Genomic DNA, 16,553 nt, shown 5'->3' with positions numbered 1-16,553 from the left:
TCATCAATCGCTGAGCTGATTAACCAAGGCGCGGTAATCTGCGCGCAAGGTGGCATCTAAAATTTCGCGAGGAAACTCGCTGGTTACCACGGCCGCGCCCAGGCCTTTCAACAGCACCAAACGCAGGCGTCCATCGAGCACTTTTTTATCCACCGCCATATGCTCGAGAAAATCATCTGGCGTCATTTCTTCCGGCGGCACAACCGGCAGCCCCGCCTGCAGCAAGAGGCGCACGCCCCGATCACGCTCAGCCGCGGTAATCCAACCCAAACGGCAGGACATCTCCAGCGCCATCACCGTACCGGCCGAAACCGCCTCGCCGTGCAACCACACGCCGTAGCCCATATGGGTTTCGATGGCATGGCCGAAGGTGTGGCCAAGGTTCAGGGTCGCTCGCAGGCCAGACTCACGCTCATCCTGGCCGACAACATAGGCCTTGGCCGCACAGGAGCGCGCCACAGCCTCTGCCAAAAGCGCCTGATCGAGACCGCGCAAGCCCGCCATATTGAGCTCAAGCCAACCCAGAAATGGCTCATCACAAATCAGGCCATACTTAATGACCTCAGCCAAACCTGCCGACAACTCACGGGCAGGCAAGGTATTCAAACTGGATATATCAATGATCACTGCCTTGGGCTGATAGAACGCACCGACCATATTCTTACCAAGCGGATGATTGATTCCCGTCTTGCCGCCAACGGATGAGTCAACCTGAGACAACAGCGTGGTAGGCACTTGAATAAAATCGACGCCGCGCTGGTAACAAGCGGCAGCAAAACCTGCCATATCACCGATGACCCCGCCGCCCAGAGCAATAACCGTCGTCCGACGATCATGGCGCGCAGTCAGCAAGCCATCAAAAATCAGCTGCAGGGTTTCCCAGGTTTTGAAGGCTTCGCCATCAGGCAAAATCACCGAGGTGACATCGTGCCCCACCAGTGTCGTCAGCAGCGACTGCAGATACAGCGGCGCAATGGTTTCATTGGTAACAATCGCTACTTGCCGACCTGCGATATGCGGCTCGAACAAGCAAGCCTGAGCAAGCAAGCCAGCCCCGATATAAATGGGATAGCTACGCTCGGCGAGTTCAACCTGAAGTGTTTGCATGAGGCCCCCACATAAAAGGGCTCTAGGATAGCGCAGATCAGCCTGCGCTTTAACGGGGAGCAAGCGCCTCAAGACGCTCAATGATCTCCAACACGACCATTCGCGGCGGACGCTCGTCGGTTTCGATCACAACATCGGCAATTTCGCGATACAGCGGATCACGAATCGCCATCAGCTCAGACAGCACTCGAGCCGGATCGGCCGTACGCAACAGAGGACGATTGCGATCACGGGAGGTTCGATCAATTTGCTGTTCCACAGTCGCATGCAAGTAAACAACACGCCCACCTGAACGTAGCGCACGACGATTTTCTTCTCGAAGAACCGCCCCGCCACCGGTAGCCAGTACCAGCCCATCAGCAGCACACAGATCGACGATCACCGCCTGCTCACGCTCACGAAAGCCTTGCTCCCCCTCCACATCAAATATCCAGGGAATATCGGCACCAGTACGCTGCTCGATTTCCTTGTCTGAATCCTTGAACGGTAAGCGCAGTTCTTTCGCAAGCAAGCGCCCGATAGTGCTTTTACCGGCACCCATCGGGCCAACCAAGATCAAGTTACTCACGAATATCAACGACCCACAGTTACAGCCTGACCGCTCATGATGCGTGGAGTAAGGAAAATAAGCAGCTCAGTCTTGCTATCAGTTACAACATCACGCCTAAACATCCGACCCAAATATGGGAGATCACCCAGAAACGGGACCTTACTAACTGAATTAAACTGATTATTTGTAAAAACACCACCAATAACAATCGTTTCACCATCAGACACTAACACCTTGGCATTAACTTCGTTCTTTTGAATAGTTGGAACGCCGTTAACTTTTGCCGCCTCAGAAAAATCTGGCGCATCTTTGGTAACCTTGACCTCCATAATAACCCTGTTATCAGGAGTGATTTGAGGTGTAACCTCCAAAGATAGCGCCGCCTCTTTGAAAGAAGTGGTGGTAGCACCACTAGAGCTAGCCTCCTGATACGGGATCTCAGAACCTTTCAGAATCTTCGCCGTCTCTTTATCAGAGGTTACAACCTTAGGCTGAGAAATAACCTCACCATTACCAGTACTCTCCATAGCGGAAAGCTCAAGATCCAAAATAGTATTGTCTGTAATAAACCCAATACCAATAGACGATGTTGGCGCCGAAGCCCCCAGATCAACGTAAGTACCTCGACCTTCAGCGCCACCCAGCGTGAAGTTACCCACACCAGTTGTAACACCCCGCCAATTGACACCCAACTCCTTGCTAAAATTAACCTGTGCCTCAACAATACGCGCCTCGATCATCACCTGGCGCACCGGAATATCCAACTGAGCAACTATACGCCGCAGCTCGTCAAGATTAGTTTGCGTTTGATAGGCAATAATACTGTTAGTCCTATCATCCACAGTAACTGAACCGCGCTCATCAGAAGCTGTAGCCATACCCTCTGTACTAGTGACAGATTGGAAAAGCTTGGCTATGTCTGCAGCTTTCGCGTAGTTAACCTGCATCAACTCACGACGCAGAGGTTCTAGATCAGCAATTTGTTTTTGCGACTCAAGCTCCTGACGCTCACGGGCAGCAATTTCATCCGCCGGCGCAACCAGCAGCACATTGCCGATTTTACGTTTGTCCAAACCTTTGGTTTTCAGCACCAAATCCAATGCCTGATCCCAAGGGACATTCTGCAAGCGCAGGGTAATATTGCCCTGAACGGTATCACTGGCAACCAAGTTAAGATCGGTAAAATCGGCAATCAACTGCAGCACTGATCGCACATCAATATCCTGGAAGTTCAGCGACAGCTTTTCACCGGTATAGGCAAACTTCTCAGCTTTGCGTTTATCTGCATCCTGCTGGGTTAACGGCTTGATGCTGACAGTCAGTTTATTGTCGGTCTGATAAGCCATGTAGTCATACAAGCCAGTTGGCTCAATACTGATACTGGCCTTGTCACCCTGACTGACCGCACTCACAAATTGCACTGGCGTCGCGAAGTCCTTCACATCCAGACGAACGCGCAGCGACTCAGGCAACTGAGTCTTGGCAAAATCCAAACGAATCTTTCCACCCTGATCTTGAATATCCGGACTGACTGCGGCATCCGAAAGTTCGATAACCACATTACCGGCGCCTTGCTCGCCTCGTTGAAAATCGATCCCTTTAATCGCTTTACCGGCAGCCACATAGGGCTTCACCACCGGCTTAACCGCCGCAACCGGACTGGCCGCACGCGCCGCGCCGTCACCCACCACGACAAACAAGGCATTACCTTCGACTCGCGCACTGTAAGGCGCCAGGGTCGAGAGGTTGACGATCAAACGGGTACGGTCACCCGCCTCAACCACGGTCACGCTACGCGCATTACCAACACCCAGCTCACGGTTTTTTGCACCCAGCTTGTTGACGACCCCCGGCAAGTCCAACGCGATGCGCGCGGGCTGTTCAATTGTGTAGCCGCGCGGAACCGCCACCGGCTCATCAAAGGTCAACTTAAGCTCGACCTTGTCGCCAGGTAGCGCAGCAACATCAAGAGATTGGAGGTCGGCCGCGAGGGACGTCTGCGACATCAGCGCGAGACAGAGAGAGATGCCAATAGGTGAAAGGCTGCTTTTCATTATTTGGTTCCGTTTTGCCGACCGGTAATTTTTGTTCATAGTAACCCACCCACTAAGAGCGCTCTCTAAGGGCCAGGCTACGCGGACGCTCAAGCCATCCCCCCTCGCCATCTGGCACGATTTCGACCACATCGATCTTCGACTCAGTCACCGACACGATGCGTCCATGGTTACGTCCAAGGTAATCGCCAACCTTGACCCGGTAGACGCCACCGGCCCCTTGAAGCAAGCCGAAAACACCGACATCGTCCGAAAGCGTGCCAGCCATTTCGAACACTTCGATATTGAACCCCTCAAGAAACTGCTTAACCCGACTCTCGTCTGGCTTGATGTCTTTCGATCCCTTTTGCTGAGTGGCAACATCAATCTTCACAGGCTTTTGAAAGGGGCTACGCATGCCGCTTGCGTTATAAGTAAAAGCTTCATACGGTTGAAATTTAGGCATCGGTTCTATTGAGCCTTTAGGACGCGCACGCACCTCGTCCATATACCCCTGAAGATCAACAAACTCATCACTGCCATTGCATCCAACAAGGCTAAGAAAAAGTGAAAAAATCAGAATTCCGCGAGAGCCCATCATTTTTTAAGCCCTTTATCGTTATATCGATAAGTTTTAGCAAGAACACTCATTCGCAAAATTGAGGACTCATCGGTAGCGGCTGGCTTTATTTCGAAATCATGCAAAGTAACGATGCGCGGCAAGCTTGCGACCCCGCTAGCAAAGGTCGCGAGATCCTCGTAACGACCCAACACGCTAATTTGAATAGGCAACTCAATATAAAATTGCTGCGTAACCTCAGGCAACAACTTGATTTGCTCAAACTCCAAACCACTGCCAAGACCCGTGCGCGTTATATCCTCAAGCAGGCCCGGAACTTCAGTATCACTCGGCAGCTGCCTCAACAACGCACCGAAGGATTCCTCCATCTCCTTCATTTGGTCCTTGTAAGCCTCCAAGTTGGCAGCCTGAAAGGCCTTAGTCGCAAACTGCTGCTTGAGCGTCTCCTCCTCGGCGTGGCGCTGATCCAGATCAGTCTCCAAATCTTTCAAGTGAAAGTTATAGCCGAGAGCCAAAACCACTATGAGAAGCAAGAAGCAGGCAATTACTTTTATTGCCGCAGGCCAAGAGCCCAAGTTGTTAAGATCGAGATCCGCAAGGTCGACCTTGCGCAAGCCTTCAAGAGATTCGGCCAAACTCATTTTTTAGCCCCTTCTGCTTCAATTGCAGGCTGTGTTTGCTGCACCGTAAGTTGGAAGACATTTGCCTGCCCCCACTCACCGGCTGTTAGAGCCTTTACCTCTGTCAAGTTGGGTGCATCCAACCACTCGGAGCCGTCTAAATTCCGCATCAGGTTAGAAACCCGATTATTCGACTCTGCCGCGCCAATGATGGCGATATTTTTACCGGTCATTTTCAACCCAGTAAAATAAACGCCGTCTGGCAGCGTGCGTACGAGCTGGTCAAAAACCCGGCCGATAATTGGGCGATTGCCTTGAAGGTCCTGAATGATCTTCATCCGCTCCAGCAACTGCTGACGACGGGTTTTTAGCTCGCTAATTTCTTTGATCCGGGCGTCCAGAACAGCAATTTCTTTACGCACATAATCATTGCGAGCGGTTTGCTGTTCAATCGCACCATTAAGGTATTGATCACCCAGAAATACTGCGCCGCCAGCCACAACCAACACGCCAGCCAGGGTCACTAAAAAACGCTGTTTGCGCTCTTCACGCAGCTGCTCCCGCCAGGGAAGTAGGTTAATCCGCGCCATTAGTCAAAACTCCTCATGGCCAAACCGCAAGCGATCATCAATGCTGGCGCATCACTGGCCAAAGCCCCTGCATTAACCTTGCTACTTAAGGCCATGTCAGCAAACGGGTTGGCTACCAAGGTGGGCGTGCCAATTTTCTGCTGAATCAAACGATCGAGATCGGGGATGGAAGCTGTACCGCCCGCCAACAGGATGTAATCCACATCATTGAACTGGCCAGCCGCAAAGAAGAACTGCAATGAGCGCGAAACCTGCTGAACAACCGCTTCTTTAAACGGCTGCAACACCTCACTGTCGTAGTCATCCGGCAGGCCGCCCTGTTTTTTAGCCAGACCAGCCTCCTCAACGGACAGCCCGTAGCGACGCTGAACCTCTTCGGTCAGTTGCTTGCCACCAAAAAGCTGTTCGCGGGTATAAATCGTCCGACCGTTATGCAGAACACTTAAGGTTGTCATGGTGGCGCCGATGTCGACCACAGCGACTGTCAGGTCATCTTGACCGTTACTCAACTGAGCGGCCAACAACCCGTAGGCCCGCTCCAGCGCGTAAGCCTCAACATCCACAACCTTGGCGGTCAAGCCCGCAAGCGCGAGAGCCGCTTCGCGAACCTCGACATTCTCCTTGCGACACGCCGCCAACAGCACTTCGACTCGTTCGGGATTGCGCGCAGAAGGCCCCTGCTCTTCGAAATCAATCGCGACCTCTTCGAGCGGGTAAGGAATGTACTGATCAGCCTCAATTTTCAGCTGGTTTTCCAGCTCGTCGTCAGAAAGGCCCGCTTCCATCTCGATGGTTTTGGTAATCACCGCCGAGCCCGCTACCGCGACAGCAACAGACTTAACACCAGTCTTGGCCTTAGCTAAAACTCGCGCAAGCGCTTGCCCGACGCCCTCAAGCTCGGCGATATTTTTCTCAACCACAGCATTAGGTGGGAGCGGCTCAACAGCGTAGGCCTCTACCTTGTAGCGGCTTCCTGAGCGACTCAATTCGAGGAGCTTGACCGAGGTCGAACTGATATCGATCCCCAGCAGCGTGTTCGCTTTCTTATTGAAGAGCCCTAGCACGACCGATTTCCTATCTGCATCCGCGACTTACGGACTGTTTATGTTTTTTCACATTAAATATCAGTCTTGACAGAAGCGCAAATGGCTACCTAGCAAAAAAACCGCTTATAATGTGACCAGTTTTCCTCTTTTCGCGTTGCCTTCCGCTTAACTCTTTCTTTTATTTGGAAATCCACAAATCTTGATGCGTCTGCTGAAGTTTTTATGCTGGTCAGCGCTTGCCGTTTTTTGTGGGCTGCTCCTCAGCCTGAGCGGAGCTTACCTCTATCTTAGTCCCGGCCTGCCATCCGTCGAGTCACTGCGCAGCATCCAACTGCAAATCCCCCTGAGGGTATACAGCAGTGACAGCAAACTGATCGCTGAATTTGGCGAAATGCGCCGCAGCCCGATTCGCTTCCAAGACATCCCTCCCGACTTCATCAGCGCCATTTTGTCCGCTGAAGACGACAATTTTGCCAACCATTATGGCGTTGACCCTGCAAGCCTGATGCGGGCCGCCTCGCAATTATTGCAAAGCGGCCACATTCAGTCGGGCGGCAGCACCATCACCATGCAGGTGGCAAAGAATTTCTTTCTCAGCAGCGAGCGCAGTTTCTCGCGCAAAATCAATGAAATACTTTTGGCACTGCAAATTGAACGCGAGCTGAGCAAGAACGAGATCCTTGAGCTCTACGTCAACAAGATCTACCTCGGCAATCGCGCCTACGGCATTGAGGCGGCCTCACAGGTTTACTACGGCAAGTCCATTCGTGATGCCAGCCTGGCACAGCTGGCAATGATTGCAGGCCTGCCGAAAGCGCCCTCGCGCTTCAATCCATTGGCCAACCCTGCCCGCAGCAAAGAGCGCCGTGACTGGATTCTGGGCCGCATGCTGAAGCTGGGGAAAATCGACCAAGCACGTTATCAAAGCGCCCTCGATGAGCCGTTGAATGCGGCATACCATGGTTCTACGCCCGAACTGGAAGCACCTTATATCGCCGAAATGGCGCGCGCAGAAATGGTTGGCCGCTACGGCAGCGACGCCTACACCGAGGGCTTCCGGGTAACGACTAGCGTCTCCAGCGAACTCCAACAGGCTGCCAGCCTGGCAGTTCGAAACGGCCTGCTGAGCTACGACCAGCGCCACGGCTACCGGGGCCCACAAACTCGCCTGCCAGGCATGAGCCGCGAGACCTGGCTGCAGGAATTAAGCAAACATCGCTCAATCGGCGGCTTAGAGCCTGCTGTTGTCAGTCAAATCGAAAAAAGCGGCATTCTGGTGCTGATCCGCAGCGGCCAGGAAGAAACAGTCACGTGGAGCAGCATGAAGTGGGCTCGCCCGTTTCTGGGTCCTGACAGCATGGGCCCCCGCCCGCAACAGCCCGCCGACGTGGTGCAACTCGGCGATCTTGTCCGCGTACAACGGCAGGAAGACGGCAGCCTGAACTTCAGCCAAATTCCAACCGCGCAAGCCGCACTCGCGTCCCTAGACCCGCAAAATGGAGCCATCCGCGCCCTAGTTGGTGGCTTCTCGTTTGAACAAAGCAACTACAACCGAGCGATCCAGGCCAAGCGCCAGCCTGGCTCAAGCTTCAAACCTTTTATCTACAGCGCAGCGCTGGATAACGGCTTCACGGCCAGCAGCCTAGTAAATGACGCCCCGATTGTGTTCCAGGAAGCCGGCATGGAAGAAGCCTGGCGTCCGAAGAATGACAACAACACCTTCCTCGGCCCCATCCGCCTACGGGAAGCGCTGTATAAATCGCGCAACCTGGTGTCCATCCGCGTCCTGCAAGCCATTGGTATCGATTACGCCCGCGACTATGTCGCCCGCTTCGGCTTCAACAAACAGGATTTACCACGCAACCTCTCCCTTGCACTGGGTACCGCCAATCTGACCCCCATGGAAGTTGCCACTGGCTGGTCCACCTTCGCCAATGGTGGCTACAAAATTCAGCCCTACCTGATCGACCGCATAGAAAGTCGCGACGGCCAGCCGCTCTTTATCGCCAACCCGGCCAGCGTGCCGCAAAACAGCCCCCAGAGCATTGATAGCCAAGACCTGCCAGACACCATCGATACCGATGCCAACGCGATAGCCATTGAACCGGCCGCCGCAGAACGCATTATTGATGAGCGCACCGCCTTCATCCTCACCAGCATGCTCCAGGACGTCATCAAGCGCGGCACCGGGCGGCGCGCCCTGGCCATGGGCCGTAGCGACCTGGCTGGCAAGACCGGCACCACCAACGAGTCGAAAGACAGCTGGTTCTCCGGCTACAACGCCGACTACACCACCACCGTCTGGAGCGGCTTCGACCAGCCGGAAAGCCTGGGCCGAATGGAGTTTGGCGGCACCGTTGCACTGCCCATCTGGATGAATTACATGAGCGTCGCCCTGAAAGACAAGCCCGCTCACCTGTTGCCCGAACCCGCCGGGATATTAACCCTGCGCGTCGACCCCATTACTGGCCGGGCCGCCTCACCGGGCAACGCCAACGCCTATTTCGAACTGTTCAAGAGTGAAGACTCGCCCCCCTCAATGGGCGAACTCGACCCAAGCCAAAGCACCCTAGGCAGCCCGCTGCCGGCGGATGAAGCAGCGCCTATAGACTTGTTCTGATCAATAGCGGAATAAAAAGCGCATGGGTACGACTACTTAAGGGCAGCCCCAGCCAGACCCCAGCATATCTATAGAAGCGCCATGATCACGTGCGAACAACGCTATATCGTGTGCAATCAAGTACGACTAAGCGCAGGCAAAGGCTTACACTCAATCGCGAACAGACTAATAATTAGAAGCAAGCGCAGCAGCGCTGTCCGTTAAGAGAGCATCCAGGTCATCCATGCGCTTACGCCTTGATCCCGCCCGCGATATAGACGCAGCCCTCCTACGCTATCGCAGCCTGTTTTGGGTCATTGCCCTATTCAGTGGGGTGATCAACCTGCTGACCATCGTTCCCGCCATCTACATGATGCAAGTCTTCGACCGCGTGATGGCCAGCCGCAATGAAACCACCTTGCTCATGCTCACCATCCTTGCATTGGGGCTCTTTCTACTGAGTTCATTGGTGGAATGGGTGCGTGGCCAGGTGATGATTAAAATGAGCGCCGGCATAGACCTTGATTTAGGTGAGCGCTTGTTCGGCGTTGCCTTTCAGAAAAGCCTGAAAGAGCAAAATGCCAACCCGGCCCAGGTACTCAGCGACCTCACAGCACTGCGCCAATTTGTAACGGGCTCAGCGCTGATCGCCCTGTTGGATCTGCCGTGGATGCCAATCTTCCTGATTGCCACCGGATTACTGCACCCATGGCTTGGAATGTTCACCTTGCTGGGCGCCCTGATCATGTTTGCACTTGCACTGTGGAATGAACACGCCACGCGCAAAGGCTTGGCGGAAGCCAATCAAATTTCCGTGCAGTCTGCCAAGTACGTCAACAGCACTCTGCAAAATGCCGAAGTGATTCAAGCCATGGGCATGCTAGACAATCTTCGCCAGCGCTGGTCTGCCATGCAGCGCAAGCTGATCATGGCCCAGGCGGTTTCCAGCGATAAAGGTGCAATGATTGCCACCAGCACACGATTTGTCCGCACAGCCTGGCAGTCTCTGGCCATGGGTCTGGCGATGCTGCTCATTCTTGACGGCCAGATTTCAGGCGGCGTGATGATGGCAGTGGGGTTTCTGATCAGTAAAGCCATGCAGCCAGCAGAGCAGGCCATCAGCTCCTGGAAGCAGCTCGACGGAGCCAAAGCGAGCTATCAACGCCTGTGCACATTGTTAGATGAGTTTCCCAAACGCGCTGCACCGATGGCACTGCCCAAGCCCACTGGAGCAATACGCATTGAGCGCCTGATGGTCACCCCTCCCGGCAGCAAGCAGGCAGTTGTAAACGGTATTGATCTGGTGCTGAACAAGGGCGAGGTTCTTGCCATCATCGGTCCTAGCGCATCAGGCAAGTCATCACTGGCGCGAGCCATGGTCGGCGTTTGGCCGGCAGCCCACGGTTCAGTGAGACTGGATGGCGCTGAAATCACTCAATGGGCGCGCGAAGCGATTGGTCCACACCTGGGTTATTTACCACAGGATATTGAGCTGTTCGCCGGCAGTGTGGCGGACAACATTGCCCGATTTGGCGACGTAGACTCAGAACACATTATCAAGGCCGCCACTCTGGCCGGCATTCATCAAATGATTCTGCGCTTCCCGAATGGCTACGACACGTTGCTGGGCCCAGGGGGTATGGGGCTTTCCGGCGGGCAAAAACAACGCATCGGTCTGGCCCGTGCGCTCTATGGCGAGCCCTCCCTGGTGGTACTGGATGAGCCCAACTCCAACCTTGACGATGCCGGCGAAGCCGCATTGGTCAAAGCCATCGGTGAGCTACGGGCAAACGGCACAACAGTAATAGTGGTTACCCACAGACCGAACGTATTGGCAGTGGTCGACAAACTCCTAGTGCTGCAGGACGGCACTCAAAAACTTTTTGGGCCACGCGACGCGGTGCTCAAAGCACTGCTTCCGACCACACAGAACAGCACGCCATCCACTACCAGCAGCCAGACGAGCCAATCCTAGAATGCAGCCTTCCGCCGAATCGCCGCGCGCTGACGCAGTCCGGGACGCGACTGGCACTGCCCGTATTGGTCTTTGGATAATCGCCATAGGCCTGGGAGGTTTCCTTCTCTGGGCCAGTCTGGCACCGCTGGCCCAAGGTATTGCCGGCAACGGCACAGTGGTGGTGGCTGGCGAACGCAAAACCGTGCAATCGCTATCGGGCGGGGCAATCAACAAAATTCTTGTCCGCGAAGGTGATCACGTAAGCGAAGGGCAACTCCTTCTTCAACTCAACACCGTGCAAGCGCAGTCTCAGCTAGACGTCGCGCTTGGCCAGTGGTTCAGTGCTAGCTGCGTCGAAGCACGCCTGGCCGCTGAGAGTCAGACACTCGACAGCATTCAATGGCCCCAAGAGCTGCTGCGCCGCAGCTCCGATCCGCGTGCCAAGGCCGACATGGCTCAGCAAGCCACCATGTTCGAGACCCGCCGCGCCGAACTGGAAAGTCGCCTGCAAATCATGCACAACGCCAGCGAATCACTGCAGGAGCAGTTGGCTTCCTATAAGGAAATCAAAAAGCATCTGGAAACCCAACTGAGTTTTCAGCACAAAGAGCTGGAAGGTCTGCGGGCCCTAGCCGCAGAAGGCTATGTACCGCGCAATCGTTTGTTTGAAGCCGAACGGAATGCTTCGCAGATCAGCGCCCAGCTCACATCCGGAATCGCGGATATTGGTAAAACCCGCCAAGCCATCAACGACAGCAAGCTGCAAATCCTCCAATTACGCCAAGCTTTCAGGATTGATGCCGAAGCGCAGTTAACCGCCGCGTCCAATGAAGCCTCTGGGCTGGCAGAACGGATCAAGGCACTGGAATTTGAAGTCAATAATGCCAGCATACGCGCCCCGGTCTCCGGCCAAGTCATAGGCCTCAGCGTACACACCGTCGGCGGCGTCATCCCCCCAGCACAGCGCCTGATGGACATCGTCCCTAAAGGCTCTGCGTGGATTATCAAGGCGCGCTTTGACCCCATGGTCGCAGACCGGTTGAAACCCGGCTTACCCGTCAATTTGAGGTTTTCATCACTAACAAGCGCCACCTTGCCGGTGGTGGTCGGAGAAGTGCTGAACGTATCACCCGACCAACTGTTGGATGAGCAGAGTCGTATGCCCTATTTCTCTGTCGAAGTTGAAGTGGGTACAGAGGCCGTAGCAGAACTACTGGCCCACGACCTAGACGTAAAGCCCGGCATGCAAGCTGAGGTTATGGTGCAGACCGGTGAGCGTACTTTTATGAACTACCTACTCAAGCCCCTTGCCCAACGCCTGCGCGGAGCGATGACCGAAGAATGATCAGGCGCGCCTTGCTGCTAGCAATGCTAAGTACCCTCCCCGCATGGGCCGAAGAAAGGGCGCCGCTGTCCCTACTCCAGGCCTATGACAGTTCGCTGCATAACGATCCAGCCTTCCAGAAAGCCACCTTCGACTACCAGGCCTCGCAAGAGGAAGAGGCCATTGGGCTCTCGGGCTTATTGCCGCAAATCAGCGCAGGCTCGCGCTATGGCCAGAACAAGCAGCTCAGTGGCCAAACCGCCAACAGCAGCAATGATGAGAGCCGCTCGACCAGCAGCACACTTAACCTATCTGCTCGTCAGGTGCTCTACAGCCAAGCGCAAATGGCCGTCTACGAACAGTCGCAGGCGCGTGACGAGGCAGGCTCGGCACTCTATGACGACTCGGCACAGGAGTTATTCAATCGAGTGACGGAGGCTTACTTCGATGTTGCACGGCAGGATAACGAACTAAAGCTCGCAACCCAGCAAAAAGCGGCCATTGAGGGACTGGTCAAACAGACCCGACGACTGCTAGAGGCCGGAGACGGCACTATCACTGATACTGAAGAGGCCCAAGCCCGACTCGACCTCATCAAAGCGCAGGAGATTGAGTATCAAGCACGTATGCAGGCCGCCTTGCGCAAGCTCTCCGGCCGCGCAGGCCTGCCGGTTAGTGCCATAACACCGATGCAGGAAAACCTGCCGCAAAGCGTGCCCTTAGAAGCCACTCAGGACATGTCCTACTGGCAAAAAGTTGCCAGCACGGCCGCTCCGAGACTGGAGGCTCAAGGCGCTGTTATCAAGCTTGCCGAGGCCGAACTAAAAACACAGCGCGCCGGCCACACCCCCTCCCTGTCACTGGTTAGCGAACTGTCAAAGACCGATCAGAGCAACCTGGAAACCGACCTGCGCCGGCAATCCGCCTACTACGTTGGCCTGTCGTTGGACGTGCCGCTGTACTCGGGAGGCGGGGTCTCGGCAAATGTGAGAAGGTCCCAGTACGCGCTGTCGGGGGCCATGGCCCAGTATGATGCTGAACGCCAGCAGATCGCAGAAGACATCGAGCGCGAGTACCTTGGCGTGGTGAGCGGCTATGCCAAATGCAAGGCCCTGCAGACTGCTGTACGTTCCAACCAGCGAGCCCTTGAGTCAGCCGAAAAGGGCTATCAGGCCGGAGTTCGATCTACTGTTGACATCCTCAATGCCCAGCAAGTGCTCTACACCGCTCGCAGAGACCTGCTCAACACCAAATTGCTCATGCTGCAGAGTTATGTCGGCCTGCATGCGCGCACGGGGAAAATGCACCGCGGCACGCTGCAGCAAGTACAAGAACTGTTCTGATCGTATGGCATTAAACCCCGGGAACGTAACTTTGCTCTCCGGGTTCAACCAGTAAATTCAACTGCCCGGTATGCGTACTCAACCAGTCCGCGCCGGTCAGCGCCTGGGCGCGCAGCTGGCGAAGCAAGAAGTAGCTACCAAGGCGCTCGCCACAAAAAGCCCAGATTCGAGCCTGCGCTCCAGGTCGTGTGGTGGCATACCGCTCAACGCAGGCGCGTACCACTGACTCAATCGCACTGATATGCCGAATCCAAAACTCAGCCGGCATGACCCCCAACTCTATGCCGCCTGGGAAGAAAATCTTCTCATCAAAAAATGGGCACACCTCTTGTTTGCTCAGCACCCCAAGCTCCACGGCAATGGCAGTGAAGCGTAGGAAATCCTCAACAAAGTGGACATCCTTGTACTGGTACAGATAGCCATGATTCTCGCCGTTCAGCGTGAACTGCCCAGGTTTACCTACGAGATAGTCCGAAGTCTGCGGCAACATCAACTGCGCAAGATCAACGTCTGCAAGTTGCGCGGCGCTCACCACATCCATTACCTGATAGTTGTCCGCCGGGACTCCAATACGCTTATGAGAAAGAAATTTCCGGTACTGACAAATGCCCACATGCGTTATGTCGCCAGGCAAGGTCAGCAAATAATTTTTCATCGCAAATGCGCCAGCAGTTGAACCCAACACGGGATGATAGGGTTCCCACTCTGGAGCCAGGTCGCGAAGATTAAGCTTGCCCGCTCCTTGCGCCTCGCCCATGTACAGCGGAGTTACGTACCCCGGGTACTCCACTTGCAGGGGCACATGAGTCAAACAGACATAGAAAAGGCTTTCTGGCGAACAAGCGGACATGCATAACTTCCTAGGCAAGCATCGGGCAGATGCATATTTTCTCAGAACAACGCACGCAAGCGCCGTAAACGTCTATAGAGCAGCTCAGACCTGTGCTTTATGTCTATAAGCTGTCAACACACCCTCTTCAAAGCTGCGCACAAAGCGGGGCATGTCAAACAGTGGGGAGTTCTCTCGCCCCTGAACCAGGCGGGCTTTTAGCTGTGCCAACAACGGCCGATCATTGGCCAAATCAATAGCTCGCTGCTCGTACTGCTCTTGAGTGATAGTAATCAGCTCGGGCAATTGCAATGCAGTGAGCAGGCTCCCAGCCATACGTGAAGCGAAGGTACGACCGGAGCGAGTAAGCACCGGCAACCCCATCCACAGGGCGTCATTGGCAGTGGTCCCGCCATTGAACGGATAGGCATCGAGAAACAGATCCGCCGCTGTGTAACGGGCCAAATACAGCTCCGGCGCCACCCGCGGGGCGAAAATCAGGCGCTCTGCAGCAACCCCATGGCGTTCTGCGCATTCGCGCAAATTAGCTTGTGACCACTGATTATCTGCCAGCAGCCAAAAAACACTGCCAGGCACCTGCGCAAGAATGCGCATCCAGCTGCTGAACATCTCTTCGGTGAACTTATAGTTGTTGTTGAAACAACAGAAGACGAAGCAATCCTCCGGCAAACCGCACTCGCTACGACTCGGCAACGCCGCAACAGGGCGTTGCCGGTCACTGCATTGAAAAACCGGGAGATAGAGCGGCCGCTCACTGTAAAAGGGCTTCTCTGCATCTGGAATTAAGTACTGGTCGGCGATCACATAATCAATGCACGGCAGCCCTGTAGGACCAGGAAACCCCAGATAAGTAATCTGCAACGGTGCTGGACGATAAGCCAAAATATTCGGCCGCGCGCCAGATGTCAGCCCTTGCAGATCAACCAGCACATCAATTTCCTGCTGGCGGATCGACTCGGCTGCCGCGGCATCATCCATTCCCCCAATGGCGATGAAATGATCCATTGCCGCCTTTACCCGTGCACGCAACGCAGAGCCATCTTCACGGCTCCAACAAAAACCAAAAACCTCGAAATGCTGGCGATCCAGTAACTCAAACAGCTCAACCATCAGCAACGAGACCGCGTGCAGACAGAAGTCCGACGACAAGAAACCGATACGCAAGCGCTGATGTTGATAGCCCTGGGGCGGTGCCAATTCAGGAACCCGCTGATTGACTCGCTCACTGACGAAACGCAATGCCGTCGCGAGCTGCAATCCGGGATCATCACTGGCGGACAACATGGCGAGAGGGGACGTGGCTTTAAGCATGTCGCCCAGAGGTAGTTTCTCCAGCGGCGTATACACAGGCCACTCACACTGTTTCTGACGCAGGTGAACCCAGTGCTGGATGACCTTGGGTTGCTGAGGATCAGCGTGCAAGCTCGCCAGCAATTTGGCTTCGGCCGAATTCAGCTGGCGGACTTCCTCCATCAAGCGGCCCATACTATTGAGCAACATAATGTAAAGCTCTGGATTGAGCTCGGGGCCAACCAACGGGTGATCCAGCATTGACTGCCAAATCACCAAGGCATTGTCCGCGCGCCCTTGGCGCTCAATAACAGCCCCAAGGTTAAACCAGGCCTGAGCAAAGTCGGGCTTGCGCATGATCGCGGCCCGATAAGCCGCTTCTGCTGCAGGCAACTGCTCTAACTGGGAGAAAGTAACCCCAAGGTTGAACTGCACGATGTAATCGGCATTTGAGCTGCTGCAGGACAACCAGCGCTGATACAGATGCACGACATCAGCGTACCGCCGAGCCTGACCTAGGCGATCAGCAACGGCAATCAACTGCATGGGTTCCAGAGCCGCCTGCTCAGACAACTGCAAGGCGCTGGTGAAGGTTATATCGAGGTTCGGACTATCGATCAGCTGCTCAGGCATGCACACGCCTTATTGGAGAATATCCAGTTTC

At 54.8% G+C, this 16,553-nt stretch carries 13 protein-coding genes; 4 read left to right on the top strand and 9 right to left on the bottom strand.

Annotated elements, in window-relative coordinates; all coding sequences use genetic code 11:
* Window positions 1–3: 3 nt before the first annotated feature.
* Genes aroB through AC56DI_RS16595 form a run of 7 tightly spaced genes read right to left on the bottom strand, consistent with a single transcriptional unit; the run spans window position 4 to window position 6,544 of the window.
* The gene (gene aroB / locus AC56DI_RS16625; protein WP_496347537.1) at window positions 4–1,107 is read right to left on the bottom strand and encodes a 3-dehydroquinate synthase; all 1,104 of its coding nucleotides are present in this window, start codon (window positions 1,105–1,107) and stop codon (window positions 4–6) included.
* Between the two features lie 49 nt (window positions 1,108–1,156).
* Window positions 1,157–1,675 carry a shikimate kinase AroK gene (aroK, locus tag AC56DI_RS16620; RefSeq protein ID WP_496347139.1) on the bottom strand — a complete coding sequence of 173 codons (519 nt, stop codon included), beginning with the start codon at window positions 1,673–1,675 and terminating at the stop codon, window positions 1,157–1,159.
* 5 nt (window positions 1,676–1,680) lie between these two features.
* Window positions 1,681–3,711: a type IV pilus secretin PilQ gene (locus AC56DI_RS16615; RefSeq protein WP_496347138.1), complete on the bottom strand. Its 2,031-nt coding sequence runs from the start codon at window positions 3,709–3,711 to the stop codon at window positions 1,681–1,683.
* Between the two features lie 52 nt (window positions 3,712–3,763).
* Window positions 3,764–4,288, bottom strand: coding sequence for a type 4a pilus biogenesis lipoprotein PilP (gene pilP / locus AC56DI_RS16610; RefSeq protein ID WP_496347536.1), 525 nt, complete (start codon window positions 4,286–4,288; stop codon window positions 3,764–3,766).
* The gene (gene pilO / locus AC56DI_RS16605) at window positions 4,288–4,911 is read right to left on the bottom strand and encodes a type 4a pilus biogenesis protein PilO (RefSeq protein ID WP_496347137.1); all 624 of its coding nucleotides are present in this window, start codon (window positions 4,909–4,911) and stop codon (window positions 4,288–4,290) included. Before pilO ends, pilP begins: the two co-directional genes overlap by 1 nt.
* On the bottom strand, window positions 4,908–5,480 hold the full coding sequence (locus AC56DI_RS16600) for a PilN domain-containing protein (protein WP_496347136.1): 573 nt from the start codon (window positions 5,478–5,480) through the stop codon (window positions 4,908–4,910). Before AC56DI_RS16600 ends, pilO begins: the two co-directional genes overlap by 4 nt.
* The gene (locus tag AC56DI_RS16595; RefSeq protein ID WP_496347135.1) at window positions 5,480–6,544 is read right to left on the bottom strand and encodes a pilus assembly protein PilM; all 1,065 of its coding nucleotides are present in this window, start codon (window positions 6,542–6,544) and stop codon (window positions 5,480–5,482) included. Before AC56DI_RS16595 ends, AC56DI_RS16600 begins: the two co-directional genes overlap by 1 nt.
* A gap of 184 nt (window positions 6,545–6,728) precedes the next feature.
* On the opposite strand from AC56DI_RS16595, the gene AC56DI_RS16590 reads away from it, so the two are divergent.
* The 4 genes from AC56DI_RS16590 to AC56DI_RS16575 all read left to right on the top strand — a co-directional run bounded on the left by AC56DI_RS16590 (window position 6,729) and on the right by AC56DI_RS16575 (window position 13,749).
* Window positions 6,729–9,146 (top strand): penicillin-binding protein 1A, encoded by a 2,418-nt coding sequence (locus AC56DI_RS16590; protein ID WP_496347134.1) that lies wholly within the window; start codon window positions 6,729–6,731, stop codon window positions 9,144–9,146.
* A gap of 223 nt (window positions 9,147–9,369) precedes the next feature.
* Complete coding sequence (locus tag AC56DI_RS16585; RefSeq protein ID WP_496347133.1) at window positions 9,370–11,100, top strand: type I secretion system permease/ATPase; 1,731 nt, start codon at window positions 9,370–9,372, stop codon at window positions 11,098–11,100.
* Window position 11,101: 1 nt separating this feature from the next.
* On the top strand, window positions 11,102–12,427 hold the full coding sequence (locus AC56DI_RS16580) for an HlyD family type I secretion periplasmic adaptor subunit (protein WP_496347132.1): 1,326 nt from the start codon (window positions 11,102–11,104) through the stop codon (window positions 12,425–12,427).
* Entirely contained in the window at window positions 12,424–13,749 is a 1,326-nt protein-coding gene (locus tag AC56DI_RS16575; protein ID WP_496347131.1) for a TolC family outer membrane protein, read from the top strand. The genes AC56DI_RS16580 and AC56DI_RS16575 overlap by 4 nt, the downstream gene beginning before the upstream one ends.
* Before the next feature lie 10 nt (window positions 13,750–13,759).
* Here the strand turns inward: AC56DI_RS16575 and AC56DI_RS16570 are convergent, their stop codons facing one another.
* Together AC56DI_RS16570 and AC56DI_RS16565 are read right to left on the bottom strand one after the other, a co-directional pair.
* Window positions 13,760–14,599, bottom strand: a complete 840-nt coding sequence (locus AC56DI_RS16570; protein WP_496347130.1) for a hypothetical protein — start codon at window positions 14,597–14,599, stop codon at window positions 13,760–13,762.
* Between the two features lie 84 nt (window positions 14,600–14,683).
* Complete coding sequence (locus tag AC56DI_RS16565) at window positions 14,684–16,522, bottom strand: O-linked N-acetylglucosamine transferase, SPINDLY family protein (protein WP_496347129.1); 1,839 nt, start codon at window positions 16,520–16,522, stop codon at window positions 14,684–14,686.
* Window positions 16,523–16,553 lie beyond the last annotated feature (31 nt).

The organism is Pseudomonas sp. BGA-UO-ETr-WB11 (assembly GCF_059567785.1).
The sequence above is the reverse complement of the archived record's forward strand: the minus strand, read 5'-3'. Positions and strand labels throughout refer to the sequence as shown.

Coding starts and splice junctions, on each gene's coding strand:
- aroB (WP_496347537.1), bottom strand. CDS start 1,107: ATGCAAACACTTCAGGTTGAACTCGCCGAGCGTAGCTATCCCATTTAT.
- AC56DI_RS16615 (WP_496347138.1), bottom strand. CDS start 3,711: ATGAAAAGCAGCCTTTCACCTATTGGCATCTCTCTCTGTCTCGCGCTG.
- pilP (WP_496347536.1), bottom strand. CDS start 4,288: ATGGGCTCTCGCGGAATTCTGATTTTTTCACTTTTTCTTAGCCTTGTT.
- pilO (WP_496347137.1), bottom strand. CDS start 4,911: ATGAGTTTGGCCGAATCTCTTGAAGGCTTGCGCAAGGTCGACCTTGCG.
- AC56DI_RS16600 (WP_496347136.1), bottom strand. CDS start 5,480: ATGGCGCGGATTAACCTACTTCCCTGGCGGGAGCAGCTGCGTGAAGAG.
- AC56DI_RS16590 (WP_496347134.1), top strand. CDS start 6,729: ATGCGTCTGCTGAAGTTTTTATGCTGGTCAGCGCTTGCCGTTTTTTGT.
- AC56DI_RS16585 (WP_496347133.1), top strand. CDS start 9,370: ATGCGCTTACGCCTTGATCCCGCCCGCGATATAGACGCAGCCCTCCTA.
- AC56DI_RS16580 (WP_496347132.1), top strand. CDS start 11,102: ATGCAGCCTTCCGCCGAATCGCCGCGCGCTGACGCAGTCCGGGACGCG.
- AC56DI_RS16575 (WP_496347131.1), top strand. CDS start 12,424: ATGATCAGGCGCGCCTTGCTGCTAGCAATGCTAAGTACCCTCCCCGCA.
- AC56DI_RS16570 (WP_496347130.1), bottom strand. CDS start 14,599: ATGTCCGCTTGTTCGCCAGAAAGCCTTTTCTATGTCTGTTTGACTCAT.
- AC56DI_RS16565 (WP_496347129.1), bottom strand. CDS start 16,522: ATGCCTGAGCAGCTGATCGATAGTCCGAACCTCGATATAACCTTCACC.